Genomic DNA, 19820 nt, shown 5'->3' on the forward strand with positions numbered 1-19820 from the left:
CGCCGGTCCGCGCGGCCCCGCCCGTTCCCGTCAGGCCGGGCTGAGCGGATGGGCGGCCGTGGCCGAGCGCGGCGGCCAGGCGCGCGGGGCCAGGATGCCCAGCACATAGGCGCGGGCGACGAGCGCCGGCCGGGTCGCCGCGCCCAGCAGGTCCCGCAGCCGGCTGAGGTGGTAGTCGACCGTCTGCCGGGACAGCTTCAGCGAGGTGGCGATCTCGCCGTTGCTGCTGCCCGCCGCCAGCAGCGAGAGGATGCGGACCTGCGCGGGGGTCAGTGACGGATGGGCCTCGTGGGCGAGGCTCTGGTGGGTGACGACGGCCCACACGTGCCGGGCCCGGGCGGCCGAGTGGCCGACCGTCGTCAGATGGATCTGCGCGCGCCGCTGCCGCCCCCGGGTGTCGAGCAGCACCGCCGAGGTCTCCACCCGTCTGGTGCGGCGGGCTATGAGAGCGGCCCACCGGCGGTGCAGTGGGTCGAGGCCGGGGTCGGCGGCGAGCAGGGTGTGCGCGCGGCGCCCGACCAGCTCGGGCAGGCTGAGGCCGAACAGCTCGGCCGCCGCCGTGCTCGCCTCGACCACGCGCCCGTTGGCCGACAGCAGCGCGCAGGGCAGACCGCTGTGGTCGCGCAGCGCCTGGAGGTTGTCCTCCGCCTCCTGCCACTGGAGCATCGCGCGCAGCCGGTCGGAGATGTCCACGTAGATCCCGGCGACGCAGGTGCGCGCGTTCTCCTGTACGGGGAACCGGTGGCCCACCGCCCGCCCCGCGCTGCCGTCCGGGCGCCGGTAGTCCAGGGTGTGGCGCACCGGCGTCCCCCGGCTGAGGACCTCCTGGTCCAGGGCACGGAAGTGCACGGCCTCGGCGGGCGCGTCGAAGTCCTCTATGTACTTGCCGACCAGCTTGTCCGGAACGGTCCCGTAGAGGTGCGCGTAGGCGTGGTTGGCCCACAGATAGCGGCCCTCGCCGTCCCGGATGAAGGCGGCGGCCGGAGCGAGGTCCGCGAGACCGGCGAAGGCGGCGTACCGGCGCGGCAGCCCGGGACGGGCGTCGGCCTGCGGCGCGCCCGGACCGGCGAAGGCGCCGCCGCCCCGCTCCCGCACCTGCCACGGCTCGTCGACCTCCCCCCAGAACACCGGGAAATGTTCGAGCAGCGCCTTCAGACTGGCGTCGTCCACAGCGGTCCCTCCCTCCCTGCGCGACCCGTACGCCACTGGTTGACGCAGAGTCACAACGCGATGCGTATCCCGTCCCGATCCCGCGCATGCTCGGTTCTCGGCCGAAGTGACGGCCGCCCCCGCGCCCCGCAGCCCCCGCCCACCCCGCGAACACAGCCTGCTATTCAGGCATTTGCCTGAATACCGGATGGCCCTGATGGCGTTTGGAACGCCGGTCGCGTGGTCCTCTTGAGTAAGCGGGTGAACACGCACCGACACGTGGCCGGCCGGCTCACCCGTACCCGGCGCGCATCCCCGATCCGTACGACGGCGCGTACGACCCCGCGTACGGCACGTACCGACATGGACGAATGGAGACGAACTTCAGTGAGCAAGGTGCTGTTAGTGCATGCCAAGGGTGGTCCGCCGCTCGGTCACGTCCTGTCCCGGACGGCCGCCAGGGCGGAAGTGCACCTGCTGGCGCTCAGCGCTCTTCCTCCCGTCGTGGCGGACTTGGCTCGCAGACTGTGCGTCTCGGTCGTGACGGCCGACGCGCACCGCTCCGACCTGGTCTCGTTGATCGTCTCACGGGCCCGGACCGTGGGCGCGGACGCGGTTCTCACCTTCTCCGAGTACGCGGTCGTCGCCGTCGCCGAGGCGTGCGAGGCCCTCGGTCTCGCCGGGCCCGGCGCCGCCGCCTCACTCGCCCGTGACAAGCGCCTGATGCGGCGCACCTGGCGCGAACACGGCCTGTCGCAGCCCGAGTTCCGCTCCGTCGCCACGGAGGCCGACCTGTACGAGGCGGCCGGCGCGCTTCCCTTCCCGCTGCTCCTCAAGGCGGCCTGGAGCGCGGGCTCCACCGCGCACCAGATCATCCGCTCCCCGTACGAGGTGTCCACCGCCTGGCGCCGCTCGCGCGAAGTGATGGCCGAGTCCGCGCAGTTGGGGTACGCCGAACTCCATGTCGCCGAGGCGCAGGGGCACTACGTGGTCGAGCAGATCGTGACCGGCACCGCCTCCGACTGGTTCGACGACCCCGGCTGGGGCGACTACGTCAGCGTCGAGGGAGTCGTGGCGGACGGTGTCTTCCACCCGGTCTGCCTCAGCGGCCGGATGCCCACGGTCGAGCCGTTCACCGAGCGCGCGGGCATCACCCCCGCCCTGCTCTCCCGGGACGCCCAGGACCGCGTCGTGGAGCTCGCCCGGCAGGCCGTCGACGCCCTTGGCCTGCGCGACTGCGGAACGCACACCGAGATCAAGCTCGGCGCGGGCGGACGCATGTGGCTGATCGAGACGGCCGCCCGGTTCGGCGGCGCGATGACGGTGCCGCAGATCGAGGACGTCTTCGGGCTCGACCTCGTCGGCATGCTCGTCGACCACCTCCTCGGCCGCCCCGTCGAGTGGCCCGAGCAGGCCCTCACCCCCGCCGACGCGCAGGGCGCGGCGGGCTCCCTCGTCGTCCTCGCGGTCGACGGCGACGGCGAGGCCTGGCACGGCCGCAAGGTCTGGGACTTCCCGGCCGTCGCCCGGAACGTACCGCTCAGCCCGGGCAGCGAGCTGTCGGTGGTCGCGGAGAGCTCGCTCCCCGACGGCAGCGTCGTCCCCGTCTACGACCCGGCCGGGGGCGCCAACACCATGGCCGCCCTCTGCCTGCTCTCCGCCACCGACGCCCGCACGGTCCTGCGCGACTTCGAGACCCTGGTCGACGCCCTGCCGCGGGTGCTGCCCGCGGTGCGGACCGAGGAGGTCTCCGTATGACCGCCCACCTGCTCACCGGACCCGCCGAGTCGGCCGTGGACCGCACGGTCGTCGGCGAGAACCTCTCCCTGCCGCTCTTCCGCACCCTCTCGGGGGTCCTGGCCGGCCACCCCTACCTCAAGGTCGTCGTCGACCGCGCCGAGAACACCTGGCACCTCCTCGACACGGCGGCGCACCCCTTCCACGTCAACTACATCGCCACCCGCGTCCTCGGTATGAGCCTGGACGAGCTGGACGCGGACCTGGACGGCTTCAACGCCTCCGTCTACATGGACCCCGGCCGCCGCTTCCTGCTCGGGGTGCTCTCGCTCCACACCGACGAGGACGCCGAGGGGAGCGGACGCACCTTCCTCGTCCTGGAGACGACCGAGGCCGACACCATGAACGGCGAACTCCTGGAGTTCTTCTACGCGTTCGTGCGCGACCGGGTCGACGGCCGGCTCCCCCTCCTGCTCAAGCCCGCCAACCACGGCCAGGAGGAGGAGCTGGCGGCGATCAGCGAACGCCGGGTGCCGCGCATCCTGAGCCATGAGCTCTTCGGCTCCAGGACCCGCACCCCGCTCAACCCCGGCGAGGTCACCGGGCGGCTGCGGTTCTTCCGTACGAACGAGGAGTACGCGGCGGCCGAGGCGCAGCTCGGCTGGGCCGACATCGTGGCCATGCCGTGCCTGCCCGACGACGTGCCCCGGGTGGCCGGGTTCCTCAACACCGCGCCGATCACCCCGCTCTCGCACACCAACGTCCTGGCCTCCGGCTGGGGCATACCCAACGCGATCGTGCGCGACCTGGAACAACTCGTCGAGCGGGACGGCCTGGACGGCGCGTGGGTGCGCTACCGGGTGGGGGAGGACGAGATATCGCTGGAGCGGCTGGACGACGAGCCGGTCCTGCGCGCCCCCGCCTGGCACCAGCAGCGCATACGCCTGGAGCCGCCCCTGCTCGAAGAGGCGCCCGTGCTGTCCCTGCACCGGCTGCGCGCCGCGGACCGCGACCGGTACGGCACCAAGGCGGCCAACCTCGGCGAGCTGCACCACGTACTGGACAGCCGCACCGCCGACCTGACCGCCTTCTACGGACGCCCCCGGCCGCCCCGCGACGACCTCTACGGCCACCTCGCCACCCGCCTCGGCCTCAGCTCGCCGGGCACCGCCGAACTGCGCTCCGCCGCGGCCGACTTCGTGGCCCGGACGGTCGGCGCCCCGGAGGGTGTGGCCCTGCCCTTCTCCCTCCAGCAGCACTTCCTCGCCTCCTCGTCCGCCATCCAGCAGGGCATCGGCAAGCTCAAGATGGCACTCGAACTCGACGCCACCGACGTCCTGGACCCCATCTGCCTGCAACTGCAGCAACTGATCCGGCAGACCCCCGTGCCCGAGTCCGTCACCCGGCAGATCACCCAGGCCTTCGCCGTCCCGCCGGACGAGCACGGGCGCCTGGTGGTGCGCTCCTCCTCCAACGCCGAGGACCTGCCCGGATTCTCCGCGGCGGGCGTCTACGACTCGGTCACCACCGTCCACGGCACCGGCGAACTGCTGGACGCGGTACGCCAGGTGTGGGCCTCGCTGGTGTCGCCCCGCAGTGTGCGTCTGCGCCACCAGGTCGGGATCTCCCTCGACGACACCTACATGGGCGTGATCATCCAGAAGTACGTGCCCGCCTCCCTCGGCGGCGTCCTGGTGACCTGCGACCCGACCCGCCGCGAGGACTTCCGCAACGTCTACCTCAACTGTTCCCCCGGCTCCCCGGAGCGCGTGGTCGAGGGCTCGGTGCTGCCGCAGCAGTACCTGTACAACGTGGTGGAGGGCGGTGGCCGCACGGTCGCCCTGGGCTCCTGGGGCGACGGGCTGCCCGCCGACACCCGCGCCCGGCTCGCGGACCTCTCGCTGACGGGGCGGCTCCTGCAGTCGCACTTCAGCGGGGACGACCTGGACCGGCCGCTGGACATCGAGTGGCTGATGACGGAGCGGGGCGACTTCCGGCTGGTCCAGATCCGCCCGTACGCGCTGTGAGCGCGGGCCTTGCGGACGCGCCGCCCGGCAAGGGCGCGCTGACACCCGCCGCGCAGCGGATCATCCGCCTCAACTACGGCTTCCAGCTGCTGTTCAACCTGCTGTGGTGGATGCCGGTGTTCTACGCGTACCAGAAGGAGGCCGGGCTCTCCGACGGCCAGATCTTCGGTATCCAGAGCATCTACTACGTCGCGTTCTGCCTGTTCGAGATCCCCACCGGGCTGATCGCGGACCGGATCGGCACCCGCAACTGCCTGCGGGCCGGGGCGGTGGTGATGACGGCGGCGAACCTGGCTCCGGTGGCCGCCGCCTCGTACACCGGCTTCCTGGTCCACTTCCTCGCCATCGCGCTGGGCCGTTCGCTGACCTCGGGAGCGGCGAGCGCCTATCTGTACGACGGGCTGCGCGCCGAGAAGTGCGACGCGCACTATCTGAAGGCGGAGGGCACCGCCCGCGCCCTGGGGCTGGCGGCGAAGGTCGTGTGCTGGCCGCTGGTCGGACCCCTGATGTCGGTCGCCCACGCGGCCCCGTACGTCCTCAGCGCCGCCAGCGCCGCGGGCTCGCTGGCCTGCGCCGTCGCCCTGCCCCGGCTCGCCGGTACGGGGTCCGGTACGGGGTCCGGTACGGGCGGTGGTACCGCGAAGGCGGCCGGCCGCGGGGACGGCGGGCGCAGGGGCGGCGCGTTCCTGCGGGACGCGGGCGCCGCACTGCGCTGCGTGGCGTCCTCGCCCTGGCTCGCCGTGGTGATGGTGCAGGGCGTGGCGGTCTTCACGCTCTCCCGGATCTGCCAGGTCAACCTCTTCCAGCCGATCCTGCTGCACCACGGGGTGGGGGAGGCCTCGCACGGCTCGGTGCTGGCCGCGATGACGGTGGCGGAGGCGGTGGGCTCGGCGCGCCCGCAGTGGCTGAGCCGCCGTCTGCCACCGGTGGCCTGGGTGTCGATCCTCAGCCTGGCGCTGGCGGGCACACTGGCGGCCATGACGCTCGGCGGCCCGTGGGCGGTCATCGCCCTGCTCTGCCTGTTCGCGGCGGCGACCGGCTTCGCGTACCCGGTGCAGCGCAAGCTGATGAACGACGCCGTACCCACCGGCGCCCCGCGCGCCACCCTGCTCTCGATCGAGAGCCTCGTGGACCGCGCGGTGTGCGCCCTGGCGGCGGTGGCGGTGGGCGCCTATGTCTCGGCCGGCCACCTGGACGCCCTGCTCTGGCACAGCGCGCTGGTGACGGTGGTCCTTCTGGGAGTGGTCCAGCTGCTGCTGCGCACCGGGCTGGTGGAGCGGGACCGCACCGGGACCGGAGCCCCGGCGGACGCCGGCGGCCCTCCTCCCGGTGACGCGGTACGGGTGGCGGGAGGAGGGGTGCGCAGGCCTCCGTCGGGCCGCTAGCTGCGGTGTGCGCGGACGCCGCTCAGCGCGGCCACCGGCGGAGGAGCTCGACGAGCCCGACCGGCAGGAACGCCGGCCGGTGGGGCTGCCCCACCTGGTACGGCAGATATCCCAGCGAGCCGGCGACCCCGACCTCCTCGGCCGTCTCCGCCTGGTAGACGAGCCGGCACCGCCCCGAGTCGGCCTTCGCGCGCTGCCAGAGGGCGGGCGCGGGCTTGCGTTCCGCGTCGGTACGGGGAGTGAGGACCCGGTCGCCGAAGTCGTCCCAGGCGAAGGGCGCGGAGCCCCGCCAGGCGGAGTCGACCTCCTTCCTCAGCCTGGCGGCCCGCTCGGCGTCGGTCGCGCCCCAGGACGGCGGGACGTTGGTGATCAGACCGATGCCGATGTGGCGCAGACGCAGTGAGCGCAGATAGGCGGCGGCGCCGGGCTGGTAGCCGATGCTGCCGTCGGCGGCGGTGTGGACGAGGGTCTCACCGAGGTCGAACCAGACGACGGGGCAGGCGCGCGCGGCGCCCGTGGACGCGTCCGAGTGCCCGCCCGCATGGCCGGCCGCCTCGGCGGGCGCTGCCGCGCTCGTGGCCGTGCAGAGCACGGTGGACGCCAGGGCCGCACCGAGCGCGAGGCCCGCTCGGCGGCCCCGGCCGATGGAGGTGGATCGGTTCATGGCGTCGTCACCCTTCTTGTGCGCACAGTGCGTACTAGGAGGATGCGCGATTGTCCGGACCATGACACGCGAAGCCATGAAATTGCTCAGGGGTGTCCACTGGGACTCAGCCGGCACTCAGGCCCCGCTCCGGGTGACGGAGGCGGGAAGGGTGCGGCACGGCCGCGCCCAACCACCTCCGTGCCGCCCTTCATTCAGACGAGCTCGGGCTGAGGTTCCCGAAGGAGCGCCGGGGCGGCTTTCGGCTCCCACTCCTTGGTGGTGCGCAGATACCCGTAGACCACGGAGGCCAGCGCGAGAAGGAGGAGGGGCCCGAACACCCACGGGTGCGCGGCCATCTTCATGGGCAGCCAGCGGTAGGACGCGAGGAGCGCGGCGAAGACCGCCGTGCCGTGGGCGACCAGCTGGATGCCGGACCGGTCCCAGCCGCGGTCGTACGTACGCAGGGCCGCCTCGACGGTGAGCGCGAACACCAGACCGGCGACGAGGTCGACGCCGTAGTGGTAGCCGAACCCGAGCGTGGCGCACACCGTGGCGACCAGCCAGAACGTCCCCGCGTACCGCATCGGGCGGGGGGCGTTGCGGGAGTGGATGAAGATCGCGGTGGCCCAGGCGGTGTGCAGGCTGGGCATGCAGTTGCGCGGGGTGAGCCCGTCGTACAGCACCGGGTGCGGGGCGGTGATCGGCGCCGGTGTGTGCGGCCACAGGTTGACCACGGCCCACTCCACACCGCCGGTGCCGGAGGCGCCCGGCCCGTAGGCGAAGACCGGTCCGACCACCGGGAAGACCATGTAGACGGCCGGTCCGAGGAGGCCGATCACCAGGAAGGTGCGCACCAGGTGGTGGCGGGGGAAGCGGCGCTCGGCGGCCACGTTGCGCAGTTGGTGGACGGCGACGACGATCGCGGCCACCGCGAGCTCGCCGTAGACGAAATGGAGGAGGTGCGAGCCGACCGAGCCGGTGGCCTCGACGGCCCGGCCCACCACCCACGAGGGGCTGCCGAGCGCGTGATCGGCCATGGCCACGTACGGGTCGAGCACGTTCGGGCGGCTCTTCGCCGTGATGAACAGCCAGGCGTCACCGATCTTGCGCCCGGTGACCAGCAGCAGGCCGAGACCGACGCCCTTGAGCAGCAGGACCCGTTCCGGCCCGGTCCGGCGCGTGATCGCGAAGACCGCGCAGCCGAGCATCACCCACAGCGCGCCGTTGCCGAAGAGATGCCCCTCGGGCACGTCGACCCCGGCCGCCCACCGCCCCAGGACGAAGAGGACATCGATGCCGATGGCGGCGCCGAGCGCGATGAACCGCTGCCGCCAGGTGAGCACCACCATCATCAACGCCAGCCCGCCGTAGAGCGGCCCCGGCTTGGGCGGGAACACCACTTCCCGCGCCTGGACGGTGATCGGCCCGGCCGCGCCGTAGTGACGCGACATGACCTCCACGGCGATCAGGAACCCGAGGGCGACCACGCCCGCCGTGGCCCACAGCACCACGCGCGGCTGACGCCCGGGGCGCCATGGGGCGGACGTGATGCTGCGGTCTATTCGCGAGGACATCTGCGAGATTATAGGTATCAACGGCTCGACCGACTGCGCTGGTGCTGACTGTGGGGCGCGACCCTCCCGGTGGGGTGGATGGGGCGGGGGCTGGTCGCGGGGGCGATCATCCCATGGGGGCGCGGGGGCCGGAGCCAGTCGGAAACAGCGCGGACCTCGCTCCGAACGCATGTCGCAGAGCGTTTCCGGCCAACCTTGCGAGTACGTCAGATGGCGTGGACCGGCAATCTCCGGATGCCGTCTACTGGAGCCTCGTTCGGCAGCACCTTCGCGGGGAGCACGGGGAAGGTCCACACATGTCAGGGGAAGCCACGCATCACTGGATCATCGCGCTGGACATTGAGAGCTTCAGTCCGCGCCGAGACCCGGTGCAGCGACGAGTTCGGGCCGCGATGTACCGCGTTCTCGGCGGCGCGATGGAGCGTGCCGGGCTCGCGGCGACGGGCACCGTGTCCGAGGACCGCGGCGACGGCGTGCTCATGCTCATCGGGTCGTCCGTGTCGCCCTTGGTGATCGCCGGACCGTTCGTGCGCGAGCTCGACGAGGGGCTCCGCGAATACGCGCAGGAGGCCAACGAGGATCACGCGATCCGGCTGCGGATGGCCTTGCACCAGGGTCTGGCGGCAGACGACGAGCACGGCTGGTCGGGCGACGCGGTCAACACCACCTGCCGGATCGTGGACGCCCAGCCGCTGCGCGACGTCCTCACCTCCGCTCCGTCGGCCCGGATGGTGTTCGCCGTGTCGGACGAGGTGCATCGCGCGGTGATCAGGCACGGTCACCGGGGGATCGACCCGGCGGCCTATCTGCCGTTCGACCTCACCACCAAGCACGGTGAGACGATCGGTATCTGGCTCAGCGTCCCTGGCTACCCGGCCCCGCCGGGGTTGCCCGAGCCCGAGTCGCTCGCCGAGCCGCGCCGGAACCAGGAGTCGTCGGCCGTCAGGAACGGGCAGCGGAGCACGGCCGCAGGGCAGCCCTCCGTCGTGCAGCACGCGCGGACTGTGCAGGGTGACCAGGTGGCCGGGCCCAAGCACGTGACCGTCCACAACACAGGGAATGTGCGGCTGTGACGGCGGCCACGGCGGGGGGATCCCCCGCCGCCGGTGACTCAGGGGGGAGCCAGCCGGCGGCGGGGCCGGGGGGACCCGCGGCGGGCGGCGCGTCCAAACCGCCCGCCCCGGGTGCCCCCCAGGAGCCGGCGAAGGACAGACAGGACGGGCCGCCACAGGCTCAGCCGGCCGCGGGAGGGGAGGACGGGGCGGAGACTCCGCCACCTCCGCAGTCCGGACCGGGCGCGGAGTCCTACGAGGCGACCGGCCAGGTGGGGCAGGGTTCGCAGCGCCGCGGGCTGCTGCAGAACGCCGTCGCCAACGTCGAGGGGGACATGGTCGGCGGCGACAAGTACGTGGTGGTGCTCGGCGGGCACAGACGCAGGCTGCGCGTGCTGTCCCCGCTCGTCGCGGAACGGATTCGGTTCGCCTACTGCGCGCCCGCCGATCTGTCCGACGCCCGCGATGCGCTCACCAGGCAGCGGCTGTTGATCCTGCGCTCGGCGGCCGGGTACGGCAAGTCCGCGATGGCCGTACGGCTGCTCCTCGGCGCGTGCCCGGGCGCGGTCTACCACCTGGACAGTGGAGTGGACTTCGCTTCGCTGGCCGAGCAGTTGGAGAACGACACCGGGGTCATCGAGCGAGGCGTCGGCTTCCTGCTGGAGCGGCCCGAGGACATCGGAAACCTGGGCCGGGAGACGTACGAGAAGGTGCAGGGCGCGCTGTCCCAGGCGGACGCGTGGATGGTCGTCACGACGACGGCCGGTGAACTCGCCGACGGGGAACTGCTAGTCGGCGTAAGGGATCTGACGGAGGCTCCGCAGCCCCTGGAGGTCGTGCGCGCGCATCTGCGCTGGCGACTGGGGGAGCGCGTCGCCGACCGGCTGCTGACCCGCGAGGGCGTGCGCGACGTGATCGCCGAGCTGGTGGGCGGCGGCCCGGCCTGTCGGCAGGCCGGGGACCTTGCCGCCGCGATGATCGAGCAGTACGACCTGCACGGCGGCGTCGACCTGGACCGGCTGCGGGAACATCGCGCCCGGCTGGAGGCGGAGGACTTCGAGATCTGGGCCGAGAGCCTTCCGGACGCCGGCGCGCGCAGCTTCGCGCTCGCCCTGGCAGTGCTCAACGGGCTGCCGCAGGAGGACGTCGCCCAGGCCGCCCGTTCGCTGCGCGAGCGGCTGGAGGACGACGGGCCCTACCTTCTGGCGCCCGGGCCCGACGGCCGCCCGGCCCGGTCCAAGGGCCTGTTCGAGACGCCCCGGCGGCGACAGCTTCAGCATCTGCGCGCCCAGGAGCGGGACAAGCCGGACGGTGAGCCCGGAAAGATCATTGAGTACAAGGACCCCGGATACGCGCGCCGGGTGATCCTGCACGCCTGGACCCAGTACGAGATCCAAGGCGAACTCCTCGACTGGCTGGACGAGCTGGTGGTGCACCCGGCGGAGCAGGTGCGCGTCTACGCGGCGGCTTCGGGCCTCGGGGTATTGGCCGCCGAGGCCTACCGGTACATCGAAGGCCGAGTCCTGGCGCCCTGGGCACGCAGCGACAGCGCGCCGCGCCGCACGGCCGTCGCCTACGCGCTCTCCGTGGCCTGCCAGAACTCCTGGGTGCGGGAGCAGGCGACCGCGCTGGTGAACGGCTGGTACGCCGACGAGCGGCCCCAGGTGCGGGCGACCGCGGCCCGGGTGCACGGGTTGGGCGCGGTGCTGGGACGTCCCGTGGAGGAACTCGCCCGGTTGTTCGCGGTGGACAACGTGGCGGTGGCGGTGGCCGTCGGCTGCGCGCTGGCCGATCTGGTCGCCGACGAGCCCGACGCGGCCGGCTCGGTGCTGCCCATGCTGCGGGACAGGACTGGCGACCACCGCTCCGGCCGGGCGGCGGTCCTCGCATTCCTGATCGTCGCGGCACAGGTGGTCGTGGAGACGAAGGACATCGACGCGGGAGCCGCAGTGCCCGAGTGGCCGACGCTGCTGTACCTGGCGCATCGGCGGCCCGAACTGCGCGACTCCTTCGTATGGTTGTGGCGTGCCGCGCTGAACGAGTCGTTCTTCCACGACGAGGCGGAACAGGTCGTCGGTGGCTGGGCGAGGCTGGCCGAACGGGACTCCGAACTCCGTCAGATGCTGAGGCTGCTGGTCGGTGCCATCGCCCACGGCGATCAGCGGTCGGGCCGGATCCTGCGTTCCTGCGCCGACGACTGGGTGCACCCGGACCGGATCGTGGGGCTGCCCCTGACGGCGGCCATGGTGCACGCGCAGCTCGACCTGGAAGGGGCGTGAGGATGGCCGTCTCTCTCATTCTCAACGAGCAGGTGATCTCCCGCGGCCAGGTGGGCGAACTGCCCAACCTGCCGCCTTCGGTGGCGATCGTGTACCCGGTGGAGGGCGGGCCCTTCGAGGTCGAGACCGTCCGCACCTTCGGGCAGCGCTGGTTCGGCAGGAACCGGGCCTGCTACGTCGTGGACCTCGGCGACCACAGACGCCAGGCATCCGTCAGCAAGACCCCGCTGACCTGTAAGGACGGTGGGCACCGGTTCCAGGCCACGATCGACGTCGGCTTCCGGGTGCATGACCCGGCGATGGTGGTGAGGAGGAACGTACGGGACGCGTTGGCCGTCGTCTACGGATACCTGACCGACCGCATCCGGCTGCAGGCCGCGCGGTTCGCGATCACCGAGGCGATGACGGCGCAGCTGGCCGTCAACCAGGAGCTGGACCGGGAGATCCTGCTCCCCGAAGGCATCACCCTCTACTACTGCAAGGTCCAGATGGAGCCGGACGAGGCTGCGGCCCGGCACATCCAGGAACTGGAGGAGTCACGGCGCCGGGCCAAACTCGGTGTGCACACCCACGAGGCGAGACGCTCGCAGACCTACTCCGACGAGGACATGGAGGACATCAGGGCGGCCGGCCGCAGGCGCCGGGAAGCAGAGGAGCGGGCCGTACTGGGGAGCACGCGGCTCGACTTCGACAACCTGATCCGCGAGCACCTGGTCCGCCACCCCGAGGAGACCGTGCACGCCCTCGAACTGCTGGCGCGGGTCCGCGAGGCCGAGGCGACCCAGCACGAGATCCGAGACCAGCGGCACGCCGACATGGTCAGGTACCTCATCGAGCAGGGCGTCGTACGCGAGGTCGACCTGCCCGGCCTGCGCAAGGGTGTGCTCGGCCCGGGCGCGCCCGGAACCGGGGTCGCGGGTGTGCTGGAGCGGCCCGACGCCGGGCGGCCGGCCTCCTTCACCTCCGGTGCGACACCCGGCGGCCCGGACTACTCGGCGTCCGCCCCCGCGGCGGGGCAGGGCGGGCCCGTGCAATGGGGCGGCAGCACTCCGGCGCCCGCCGTCGCGCCGCCGAGCGGACTGATCCCGGTGTACGTCGTCCTGGACACGTCGCAGGCAGCGGCCGGCTGCGTCACCGACCTCGGCAATACGCTGCGCTCGGTCCAGACGCTGCTGTCCAACAGCCCCGACGTGGCCGCCGCCGTCCGGCTCTCGGTGATCACCTACGCCGACGGTGCCGACGTGGTCCTGCCGCTCACCGAGGTCTCCTGGCGCACGGGCGTCCCGGGGCTGAACACCTCGCCGGGCTGCCGTTACCGGCCGGTGCTGCGGCGGCTGCTGGACCTGGTGCCGCTGGAGACGGAACGGCTGAAGGAGCAGGTGCCCCGGGTGCTGCGACCGGTCGTGTTCTTCCTGGCCGTCGGCCAGGCCGAGGACGACACCGAATGGCCCTCGGCGCACGCCGAGTTGATGGCACACAAGTACTTTCCGCACCTCGTGGCGTGCGGCATCGGAGCGGACCGGGACCGGGTCGTGCGGCGACTCGCCTCCCGGCCCGAACTGGGCGTCGTCGCCGTGCCGGGCGCGGATCCGACGCAGTCGACGGTGCAGTTCTCCGTCCTGCTGCAGCAGACGCTGCTGCATCTTGGCCGGAGCGCGATCGCGGGCGGCATGGAGTTGAGACTCGACTGCCCACAGGGCCTTCGGCCCGTCACGCATGAGCAGTAGTGCGGTTGAACAGCGAAGGGGGAGAACCGGGATGGCCGAGACGCTCGGGCAGTTGCTGCCGGTGTACGTCCTCGCCGACGAATCGGGCTCCATGGCGAGCTACGTCGGCGACCTCAACGAAGGAATGAAGGCGTTGCACGTCGCGCTCCTGGGAGAGCCGATGGCCGCCGCGAAGGTGCGTTTCTCCGTGTTGGGCTTCTCCAGCAGCGTCGTGGAACACCTGGTGCTGGCCGATCTGAGAGGCGAGAACGAACTGCCCCGGCTGTCGGCGGGCGGTGGCACGAACTACGACGCGGTGTTCGCCGCGCTGCTGGAGCGCATTCCGCAGGACGTGCGGACGCTCAAGTCCCAGGGGTACAAGGTGCTGCGCCCTGCGGTCTTCTTCCTCAGCGACGGTCAGCCGACCTGCGGCGAGGAGTGGCGCCAGACGCACGGCCGGCTCACCGACCGGCGGGTGACCGGCGCGGCACCCAACGTCATCGCCTTCGGGATCGGTGGGGCGCGGGCGGAGACGATCCTGGCCGTGGCGACCGAGCAGAAGTTCGCGTTCATATCGATCCCCGGTGCTCAACTCGGCGACGCCATCGCCAAGTTCTTCACCGCGCTCACCAAGAGCGTGGTCGAGTCGGCAAACGCCCTGGCCTTCGGCCAGCAGGCCGAGCTGGCGGTGGAGAAGCCGGAAGGCTTCCGGCTCGCGATCGACGAGGTCTGATGGTGGACAGGTGGCCGCATCTGCGACGGGACAGGAATCGGGGAGACGAGCAGCGGACCACACCCGCGCCGGCGGACGCCGACACGGCCGGGGCCGCCGATCGGGAGTCCCTCGACCCGCGTCAGGCGGGGGATCGGCACACTTCTGCTCCGGATGGAGGCGGTACGGCACCGCCCTGCGGGCACGTCGCCGAGTACGTGGTGCCCGACTACCGGGTCGAAGGATACGCCGTACCCGAATACGACGGCCCGGACCTGGAACCCCCGCCATCCCTTGACCACGGACAGCGCGCGAACCCGCCCCGCCGGCAAGGCGCCGACCAGGACCACGGCATGGAATCGCAGGGCGCGCAGGATCCGCGCGTCAGTCCGCCGCAGCCCGCCCCGGCGCCGCGGCACGCGCTTCCCGACGGGCAGGCCGGAGTTCCCCAGCGACACGGCTCGACACCGCGGCACGCGGCATCGGGGGCACCGGAACCCGGGGCCGACCGGCCCTCGTCGGACTCCCGCCGCGGCACGAACCGGTACCGGCGGGTCGTGCTGGGGACGCCTGCCGTGCACGTGGAGCCCAAGCCGCCGCCCGGCGATCCCTATCGGCCGGACACTCTCTTCGACGGGTGGTCGAGCCCGGAGCTGACTGTACGGCTGGCCTCCGTACGAGGGGACCAGCACCGTTTCGACGGGCGACCGCGCCAGGACGACGTGGTCGTCGCCTGGCACGAACCGTCCGCCACGGTCGTCTTCGCCGTGGCCGACGGTGTCTCGGCGGCCACGCAGTCCCACGTGGGTGCCGCGCTGGTCTGCCGCACGGCGGTCAACGACCTGCTGGTGCAGTTGGGTGAGGAGCGAGCCGGCCCCGACTGGACCCGGGTGCTGCAGGCGGCCCGGTATCAGCTGCTCATGCGGGTGGCCCGCGGCCGGGAACCGGACGAGGGCGACCTGCCGGAGACGATCCGGACCCTGGCCACGACCCTGGTGGCGGGCACGGTCGCACCGGCCGAGGGCGGCGGGATGCGCGTCACGCTGGTGCACGTCGGGGACTCCTCGGCGTGGTGCCTGCACCAGGGGCGGTTCAACCCGCTGCTGAGCGACAAGGACAGCGGCCCCGGCGAGATCACCAGCAACGCCGTGGACGCGCTGCCGCGCCTGTCGACCCGTTCCCGGCCGCTGTCGTACACCCTGCCCGCCGACGGCGTCCTGCTGGTCGGCACCGACGGTTTCGGCGATCCGCTCGGCGACGGCTCCGGCATGGTGGGCGAGCTGTTCGCGGAGCTGGCCGTGAGCCCGCCGGAGCCGCGCGGGCTGGCCCATCTGCTGGACTTCTCCCGGGAGACCTTCGACGACGACCGCACGCTGCTCGCCGTCTGGCCCCGGCACCGGCTCCCCGGCGGGGCCCCGTGACCGGGCCCGGGGCGGCACGGATCGCGCGTTCGGACCTGGTGCTGGGCGCGGAGCTGGGGGGTGGTGGGCAGGGCAAGGTCTGGGCGGTCGAGAAGCGGCTGGTCAACAAGGCCTGGCCGGTGGTGTACAAGGAGTACAGGCCGGAAGCCCGGCGGCAGTTGCGGGTCGACGCACTTGAGCGGATGGTCGCCTTCCTGCCCCAGCAGCCGCTCGCGGTCGGGCAGTGGCTGGCCGGGCACACGGCCTGGCCCGCGGCGCTGGTGACCGAGGGGTCGCAGGTCTGTGGCTTCCTGATGCGGCAGATCCCGGACGAGTTCTTCATCACCCTGCCGTCGGGCGACAGGAAGACGGCGGGTTTCGAGTTCCTGCTCAACTCGCTGGCCTACGTGAACAAGATGGTGGGGGACGTGACGCCTCGCCAGGTCTTCGGTCTGCTCCTCGCCTTGGCCGACACTCTGGAACGGCTGCACGGCCTCGGTGGGGTGGCCGGCGACCTGTCCCCGAAGAACCTGCTGTTCTCGCTTTCCGGGTCGCGGCCCGGCTGCTTCCTCATCGACTGCGACGCCATGGGGCTGGGTGGCGACTGGGTACTCAAGCCCGTGCACACGCCCGGCTGGCAGCTGCCCGACGGCGAGGCGCCGGAGACAGTGGAGGGCGATCGCTACAAGTTCACGCTGCTGGCGGTGCGGCTCTTCCTGCACGAGCAGCACGGGCAGGACCCGGCCGAGCTGCGGCGGATGGACGGTGAAGTCGCCGACTTGGCCGAGCGCGGCCTGAGCCGGACGCCCAGCGACCGGCCCGCCCTCGGCGACTGGCTCGACCCGTTGCGCCGTGCCTTCGACAGCGCCCCCGTGACCTGGCCGGCCGCCGCTCAGGGCGGGCCGCCGACGGTGCCCGTGGCGACTGCGGGTCCGGGCCCGTTCGGGACGGTCACCGGCAGCACACGTCCCGCGGGTTCGCCCCCCGGCGGCCCGCGTGGCCGACGCACTCCCGTGGGCCTGCGACACACCGCGGCCGGCGGCCCAATGCCCCGGCAGACCTCTGGCCCGTTGCCCTCCAGCCCCTACAGCCCTCCCCGCGGCGCACCTCAACGCGTGCCGTCGTCGGGCCGGCCGGCTGCCGTCGTCGTCGTGCTGGGGATCATCGCGCTGGTCGTCTGGCAGTTCGCGATGCACATGAACTCCGGGAGCGGCGGGCGCGGCGGCAGCAGCGGTGGCGGCACGGACCGGCCCCGGATCGAGTCCACGGACACGCGCGAGGAACAGGCGGCATCGCTGCACAGGCTCCTGACGCAGAACGCCGACCGTCGCAGCAGGGTCTCCGACGCCGTGCAGTCGATGATGAACTGCAGCGACCTCCAGGAGGACCGGCAGGTCTTCGAGGACGCGGCCGGCGCGCGGGCCGGTCTGGTCGAGAAGCTGGACGCGCTCTCCCTCGACCAACTGGCCGACAGCCTGGCGTCAGCCCTGCGCAGCGCCTGGCAGAGCTCGGAGAAGGCCGACCGGGCCTACGCCCGGGTGGTCGACGACGTGTCGGGCAACTGCTCGACCTCCGCCGTGACCGGATCGAGTGCCTGGCAGGACGCGGCTTCGGCGAGCGCTGATGCCACGGCGGCCAAGAAGAACTTCGTCGCCGCATGGAACCCCGTCGCACGGGAGTTCGACCTGGCCACGCTCACCTGGACCGATCTGTGAACCGCCGGCAGACCTCACTCGCGAACCACCTGAACCGGTCTGTGCGTCCCAGCCGGTGCTCGCGGACGAACCCCGGGCCGGACCGCGTCGGCCATCCGCAGCGGGGCGGTCGGGGTGGTGCCGCCGATTGCCGCTGCTCGGCGGACTCCGGTCGATGGCGTCACTCGCCGGCCCGAGACGGCGCTGTCACCTCCCGGCCGGCCCACCCTCCCGTACTCGCTTCAACGCGTCCGCGTTGTGGACGGTCACCTGGGTGCGCCCGGTCGTCACCCACCCCTCGGCCCGCCATTGTTCGAGGACCCGGCTGACAGTTCTGCGGGAGCCGAGTACCAGGCCGGCGAAGTCGTCCTGCGACAGCGGCAGACCGATATCCACGACCCCGGAGGCGTTGCGCCGCCCGTGGCTGGCGGCGAGGTCGAGCAGGAGACCGGCCAGGCGCGCGGCGAGCGGATCGGCTCCGGCCGAGGTGCGTTGCCGGTCGGCGTCCCGCAGGCGCGCGGAGAGCATCTGGTGGACGGCGCCGGTGATGACGGGGTGGTCGCGGGCCGCCGCCCGGAATGCCACGGCGGGTATCACGAGGGCCTGGACCGGTATGAGGGCGGTGAGTGTCGCCGATCTGGGGCCGCCGTCCAGCCCCGCCTGCTCGCCGAGCAGGTCACCGGGGCCACGCAGGGCCAGTACCGCTTGATAACCGGCGGCGGCGACCGTGGTGACCTTGATGCAGCCGCGGCCCAGGACGAGAAGATGGTCGCTGAACTCGTTCTGCCGCACCAGGTGTTCCCGGGGGGTGAACTCGGTCACCCGGCCCGCCTCGCGCAGTGACTGCCGGGCCGCGGCGTCCAGCAGGTTCCAGAACGGAGTCCGGCTGGGCCCGTGTCCGATCGCGCCACTCTGTCGGAAATCCGCAGTCATCCCCACCTCCCGCCTCACCCCGTCGTCAGCCAGTGAGGCCCGCGACCGCTATCAGGGCGCAGGCGCCCACCGCGGTGAGCAGTGACTGACGTACGAGCCGCTGTTTGATCCACAGGATGCGGCTCATGTCGACCAACTGGCGGCTCAGCGCGGGCAGTGGGGAGTACCGGCCGAGTCGGTCGGCGAGCTCGTCCGGGCTCCGGTGCCGTAGGTGGCCGTAGAAGATGAAGTCGTCCGCATGGTCCGAGCGTACGTGTCCCGCACCGTTGTGGCGGGGCAGAACGGCCAGGATCGCGAGCACGGCGGAGAGGGCGAGCAGTGCCAGGCCGGCCCACAGGGCCGTCCTCGGCAGGGTGCCCGAGACGCGGTCGAGTGGGCGTCCGGAGCCGGACAGTGCGGCCGTGCCCGCGAGGGCCGCGGACTCCATCGCCAGGGCGAAGGAGGCCTTGGCGTCCACGGTGCGGGTCCAGTCGGTCAGTACGGAGTGCACTTGCCAGGCGGTCTTGGCCGCTTCCTCGCTGGTCACCGGTTCACCGTCGGACACGGTGCGCGCCCCTCCTCGTCATCGGCGGACGTGTGCGCCGGGCCGACGCAGGAGGACGTTACCCGTCCGCCTGCCGCCGCAACCTCCGGCCCAACGGCGGGCAAAGCGCCGCCTGGCGATCAAGGTTCAGTGCGCAAGCAACAGCCAGTCCCGCCGCTGGAAAATCAAATGGGGGGCCTGGTGCGACTCGGGCCGGGCGGTGCTCGGCGCGCCGTCGGAGGCCGAACGCATGGCGTAACTCCTGTCCTCGGCCGAGGTGTTCGCGGTACCGGTGGAGCCCCGCTCGTACCACTCCACGGGCGCATCCATCCAGCAGCCGCCGACCGTCCGCCCGCAGGGCGGCGCACGGGGCCACGGGTCGCCATCTCGGTGAACCGGCTGCTGTCAGTTCAGGGGCGGCAGGGCATGCTCATGTAGAGCGCCTGCTCGCCCTCCGAGGGCGTGCCGTCGTACAGGGCGGTGTCCAGCCCGCAGAAGGCGAAGCCCATCCGCCGGTAGGCCCGGATCGCCGGCGCGTTGACGTTGGTGACCTCCAGCCACAGGTGCCCGGCGCCCCGCTCCCTGGCGAACTCCACGGCGAGGGCCATCAGGGCGCGGCCGACCCCCCGGCCCCGGTGCTCGGGAGCGATCTCGATGTCCTCGACGGTCAGCCGACGGTTCCACCCGGAGTACGAGACGGCGACGAAGCCGACCAGGTCGCCTGCGGCCCCTTGGGCGACGAAGGTGCGGGAGTCCGGGTCCCCGTCGTCCCCGTCGCCGCCGTCCGTCTCGTCGTCGGGGAACACCTTGGTCAGGGGCGGGTGCACCGGTTCCTCCCTCAGCGTGAAGCCGTCCTCGGTTGCGGTCACCCGGAAGACGGTGTCGGTGGTGAAGGAACCGTCCAGGGCCTCGATGGCATCGGTGTCCCCGGGGAGGGCGATGCGGTACCCGTAAGCCGTGTCGTCAACAGTGGTCACGGCATGACGCTACGACCGCTCCCGCC

At 72.3% G+C, this 19820-nt stretch carries 16 protein-coding genes; 9 read left to right on the forward strand and 7 right to left on the reverse strand.

Features of this window, described 5'->3' with window-relative positions:
- Nucleotides 1-30: 30 nt before the first annotated feature.
- Nucleotides 31-1170: a PAS domain S-box protein gene (locus ACZ5ID_RS07520; RefSeq protein WP_468894369.1), complete on the reverse strand. Its 1140-nt coding sequence runs from the start codon at nucleotides 1168-1170 to the stop codon at nucleotides 31-33.
- Between the two features lie 375 nt (nucleotides 1171-1545).
- Between ACZ5ID_RS07520 and ACZ5ID_RS07525 the strand changes: the two genes are divergently transcribed.
- From ACZ5ID_RS07525 to ACZ5ID_RS07535, 3 genes are read left to right on the forward strand one after another with little or no spacing between them, the layout of a single operon-like run.
- Nucleotides 1546-2907, forward strand: coding sequence for an ATP-grasp domain-containing protein (locus tag ACZ5ID_RS07525; RefSeq protein ID WP_468894371.1), 1362 nt, complete (start codon nucleotides 1546-1548; stop codon nucleotides 2905-2907).
- A complete protein-coding gene (locus tag ACZ5ID_RS07530) occupies nucleotides 2904-4913 on the forward strand; it encodes a PEP/pyruvate-binding domain-containing protein (RefSeq protein WP_468894373.1) in 2010 nt (669 codons plus the stop codon). The genes ACZ5ID_RS07525 and ACZ5ID_RS07530 overlap by 4 nt, the downstream gene beginning before the upstream one ends.
- Nucleotides 4910-6298 carry an MFS transporter gene (locus ACZ5ID_RS07535; protein ID WP_468894375.1) on the forward strand — a complete coding sequence of 463 codons (1389 nt, stop codon included), beginning with the start codon at nucleotides 4910-4912 and terminating at the stop codon, nucleotides 6296-6298. Before ACZ5ID_RS07530 ends, ACZ5ID_RS07535 begins: the two co-directional genes overlap by 4 nt.
- A gap of 22 nt (nucleotides 6299-6320) precedes the next feature.
- Here the strand turns inward: ACZ5ID_RS07535 and ACZ5ID_RS07540 are convergent, their stop codons facing one another.
- Together ACZ5ID_RS07540 and ACZ5ID_RS07545 are read right to left on the reverse strand one after the other, a co-directional pair.
- A complete protein-coding gene (locus tag ACZ5ID_RS07540; RefSeq protein ID WP_468894377.1) occupies nucleotides 6321-6962 on the reverse strand; it encodes a hypothetical protein in 642 nt (213 codons plus the stop codon).
- A 194-nt stretch (nucleotides 6963-7156) separates the two neighbouring features.
- Nucleotides 7157-8518, reverse strand: a complete 1362-nt coding sequence (locus tag ACZ5ID_RS07545) for a phosphatase PAP2 family protein (RefSeq protein ID WP_468894379.1) — start codon at nucleotides 8516-8518, stop codon at nucleotides 7157-7159.
- Between the two features lie 392 nt (nucleotides 8519-8910).
- Here ACZ5ID_RS07545 and ACZ5ID_RS07550 point away from each other — a divergent pair, with 392 nt between their 5' ends.
- The 6 genes from ACZ5ID_RS07550 to ACZ5ID_RS07575 all read left to right on the forward strand — a co-directional run bounded on the left by ACZ5ID_RS07550 (nucleotide 8911) and on the right by ACZ5ID_RS07575 (nucleotide 17382).
- Entirely contained in the window at nucleotides 8911-9591 is a 681-nt protein-coding gene (locus ACZ5ID_RS07550) for a nucleotidyl cyclase domain-containing protein (protein WP_468894381.1), read from the forward strand.
- 251 nt (nucleotides 9592-9842) lie between these two features.
- A complete protein-coding gene (locus ACZ5ID_RS07555; RefSeq protein WP_468894383.1) occupies nucleotides 9843-11849 on the forward strand; it encodes a hypothetical protein in 2007 nt (668 codons plus the stop codon).
- A 2-nt stretch (nucleotides 11850-11851) separates the two neighbouring features.
- Nucleotides 11852-13576 carry a vWA domain-containing protein gene (locus tag ACZ5ID_RS07560; protein ID WP_468894385.1) on the forward strand — a complete coding sequence of 575 codons (1725 nt, stop codon included), beginning with the start codon at nucleotides 11852-11854 and terminating at the stop codon, nucleotides 13574-13576.
- Nucleotides 13577-13607: 31 nt separating this feature from the next.
- On the forward strand, nucleotides 13608-14288 hold the full coding sequence (locus ACZ5ID_RS07565; RefSeq protein ID WP_468894387.1) for a vWA domain-containing protein: 681 nt from the start codon (nucleotides 13608-13610) through the stop codon (nucleotides 14286-14288).
- A gap of 536 nt (nucleotides 14289-14824) precedes the next feature.
- A complete protein-coding gene (locus ACZ5ID_RS07570) occupies nucleotides 14825-15688 on the forward strand; it encodes a protein phosphatase 2C domain-containing protein (protein WP_468894388.1) in 864 nt (287 codons plus the stop codon).
- Nucleotides 15685-17382 carry a serine/threonine-protein kinase gene (locus ACZ5ID_RS07575; protein ID WP_468894390.1) on the forward strand — a complete coding sequence of 566 codons (1698 nt, stop codon included), beginning with the start codon at nucleotides 15685-15687 and terminating at the stop codon, nucleotides 17380-17382. The genes ACZ5ID_RS07570 and ACZ5ID_RS07575 overlap by 4 nt, the downstream gene beginning before the upstream one ends.
- Nucleotides 17383-17568: 186 nt before the next feature.
- Here the strand turns inward: ACZ5ID_RS07575 and ACZ5ID_RS07580 are convergent, their stop codons facing one another.
- From ACZ5ID_RS07580 to ACZ5ID_RS07595, 4 genes are all read right to left on the reverse strand, one after another.
- Complete coding sequence (locus tag ACZ5ID_RS07580; protein WP_468894392.1) at nucleotides 17569-18294, reverse strand: Crp/Fnr family transcriptional regulator; 726 nt, start codon at nucleotides 18292-18294, stop codon at nucleotides 17569-17571.
- A gap of 25 nt (nucleotides 18295-18319) precedes the next feature.
- A complete protein-coding gene (locus ACZ5ID_RS07585) occupies nucleotides 18320-18838 on the reverse strand; it encodes a Pycsar system effector family protein (RefSeq protein ID WP_468894394.1) in 519 nt (172 codons plus the stop codon).
- 126 nt (nucleotides 18839-18964) lie between these two features.
- Nucleotides 18965-19135 carry a hypothetical protein gene (locus ACZ5ID_RS07590; protein ID WP_468894396.1) on the reverse strand — a complete coding sequence of 57 codons (171 nt, stop codon included), beginning with the start codon at nucleotides 19133-19135 and terminating at the stop codon, nucleotides 18965-18967.
- Nucleotides 19136-19227: 92 nt separating this feature from the next.
- The gene (locus ACZ5ID_RS07595; RefSeq protein WP_468894398.1) at nucleotides 19228-19794 is read right to left on the reverse strand and encodes a GNAT family N-acetyltransferase; all 567 of its coding nucleotides are present in this window, start codon (nucleotides 19792-19794) and stop codon (nucleotides 19228-19230) included.
- Nucleotides 19795-19820: the final 26 nt, after the last annotated feature.

It is taken from the genome of Streptomyces sp. NPDC031670, assembly GCF_055580545.1.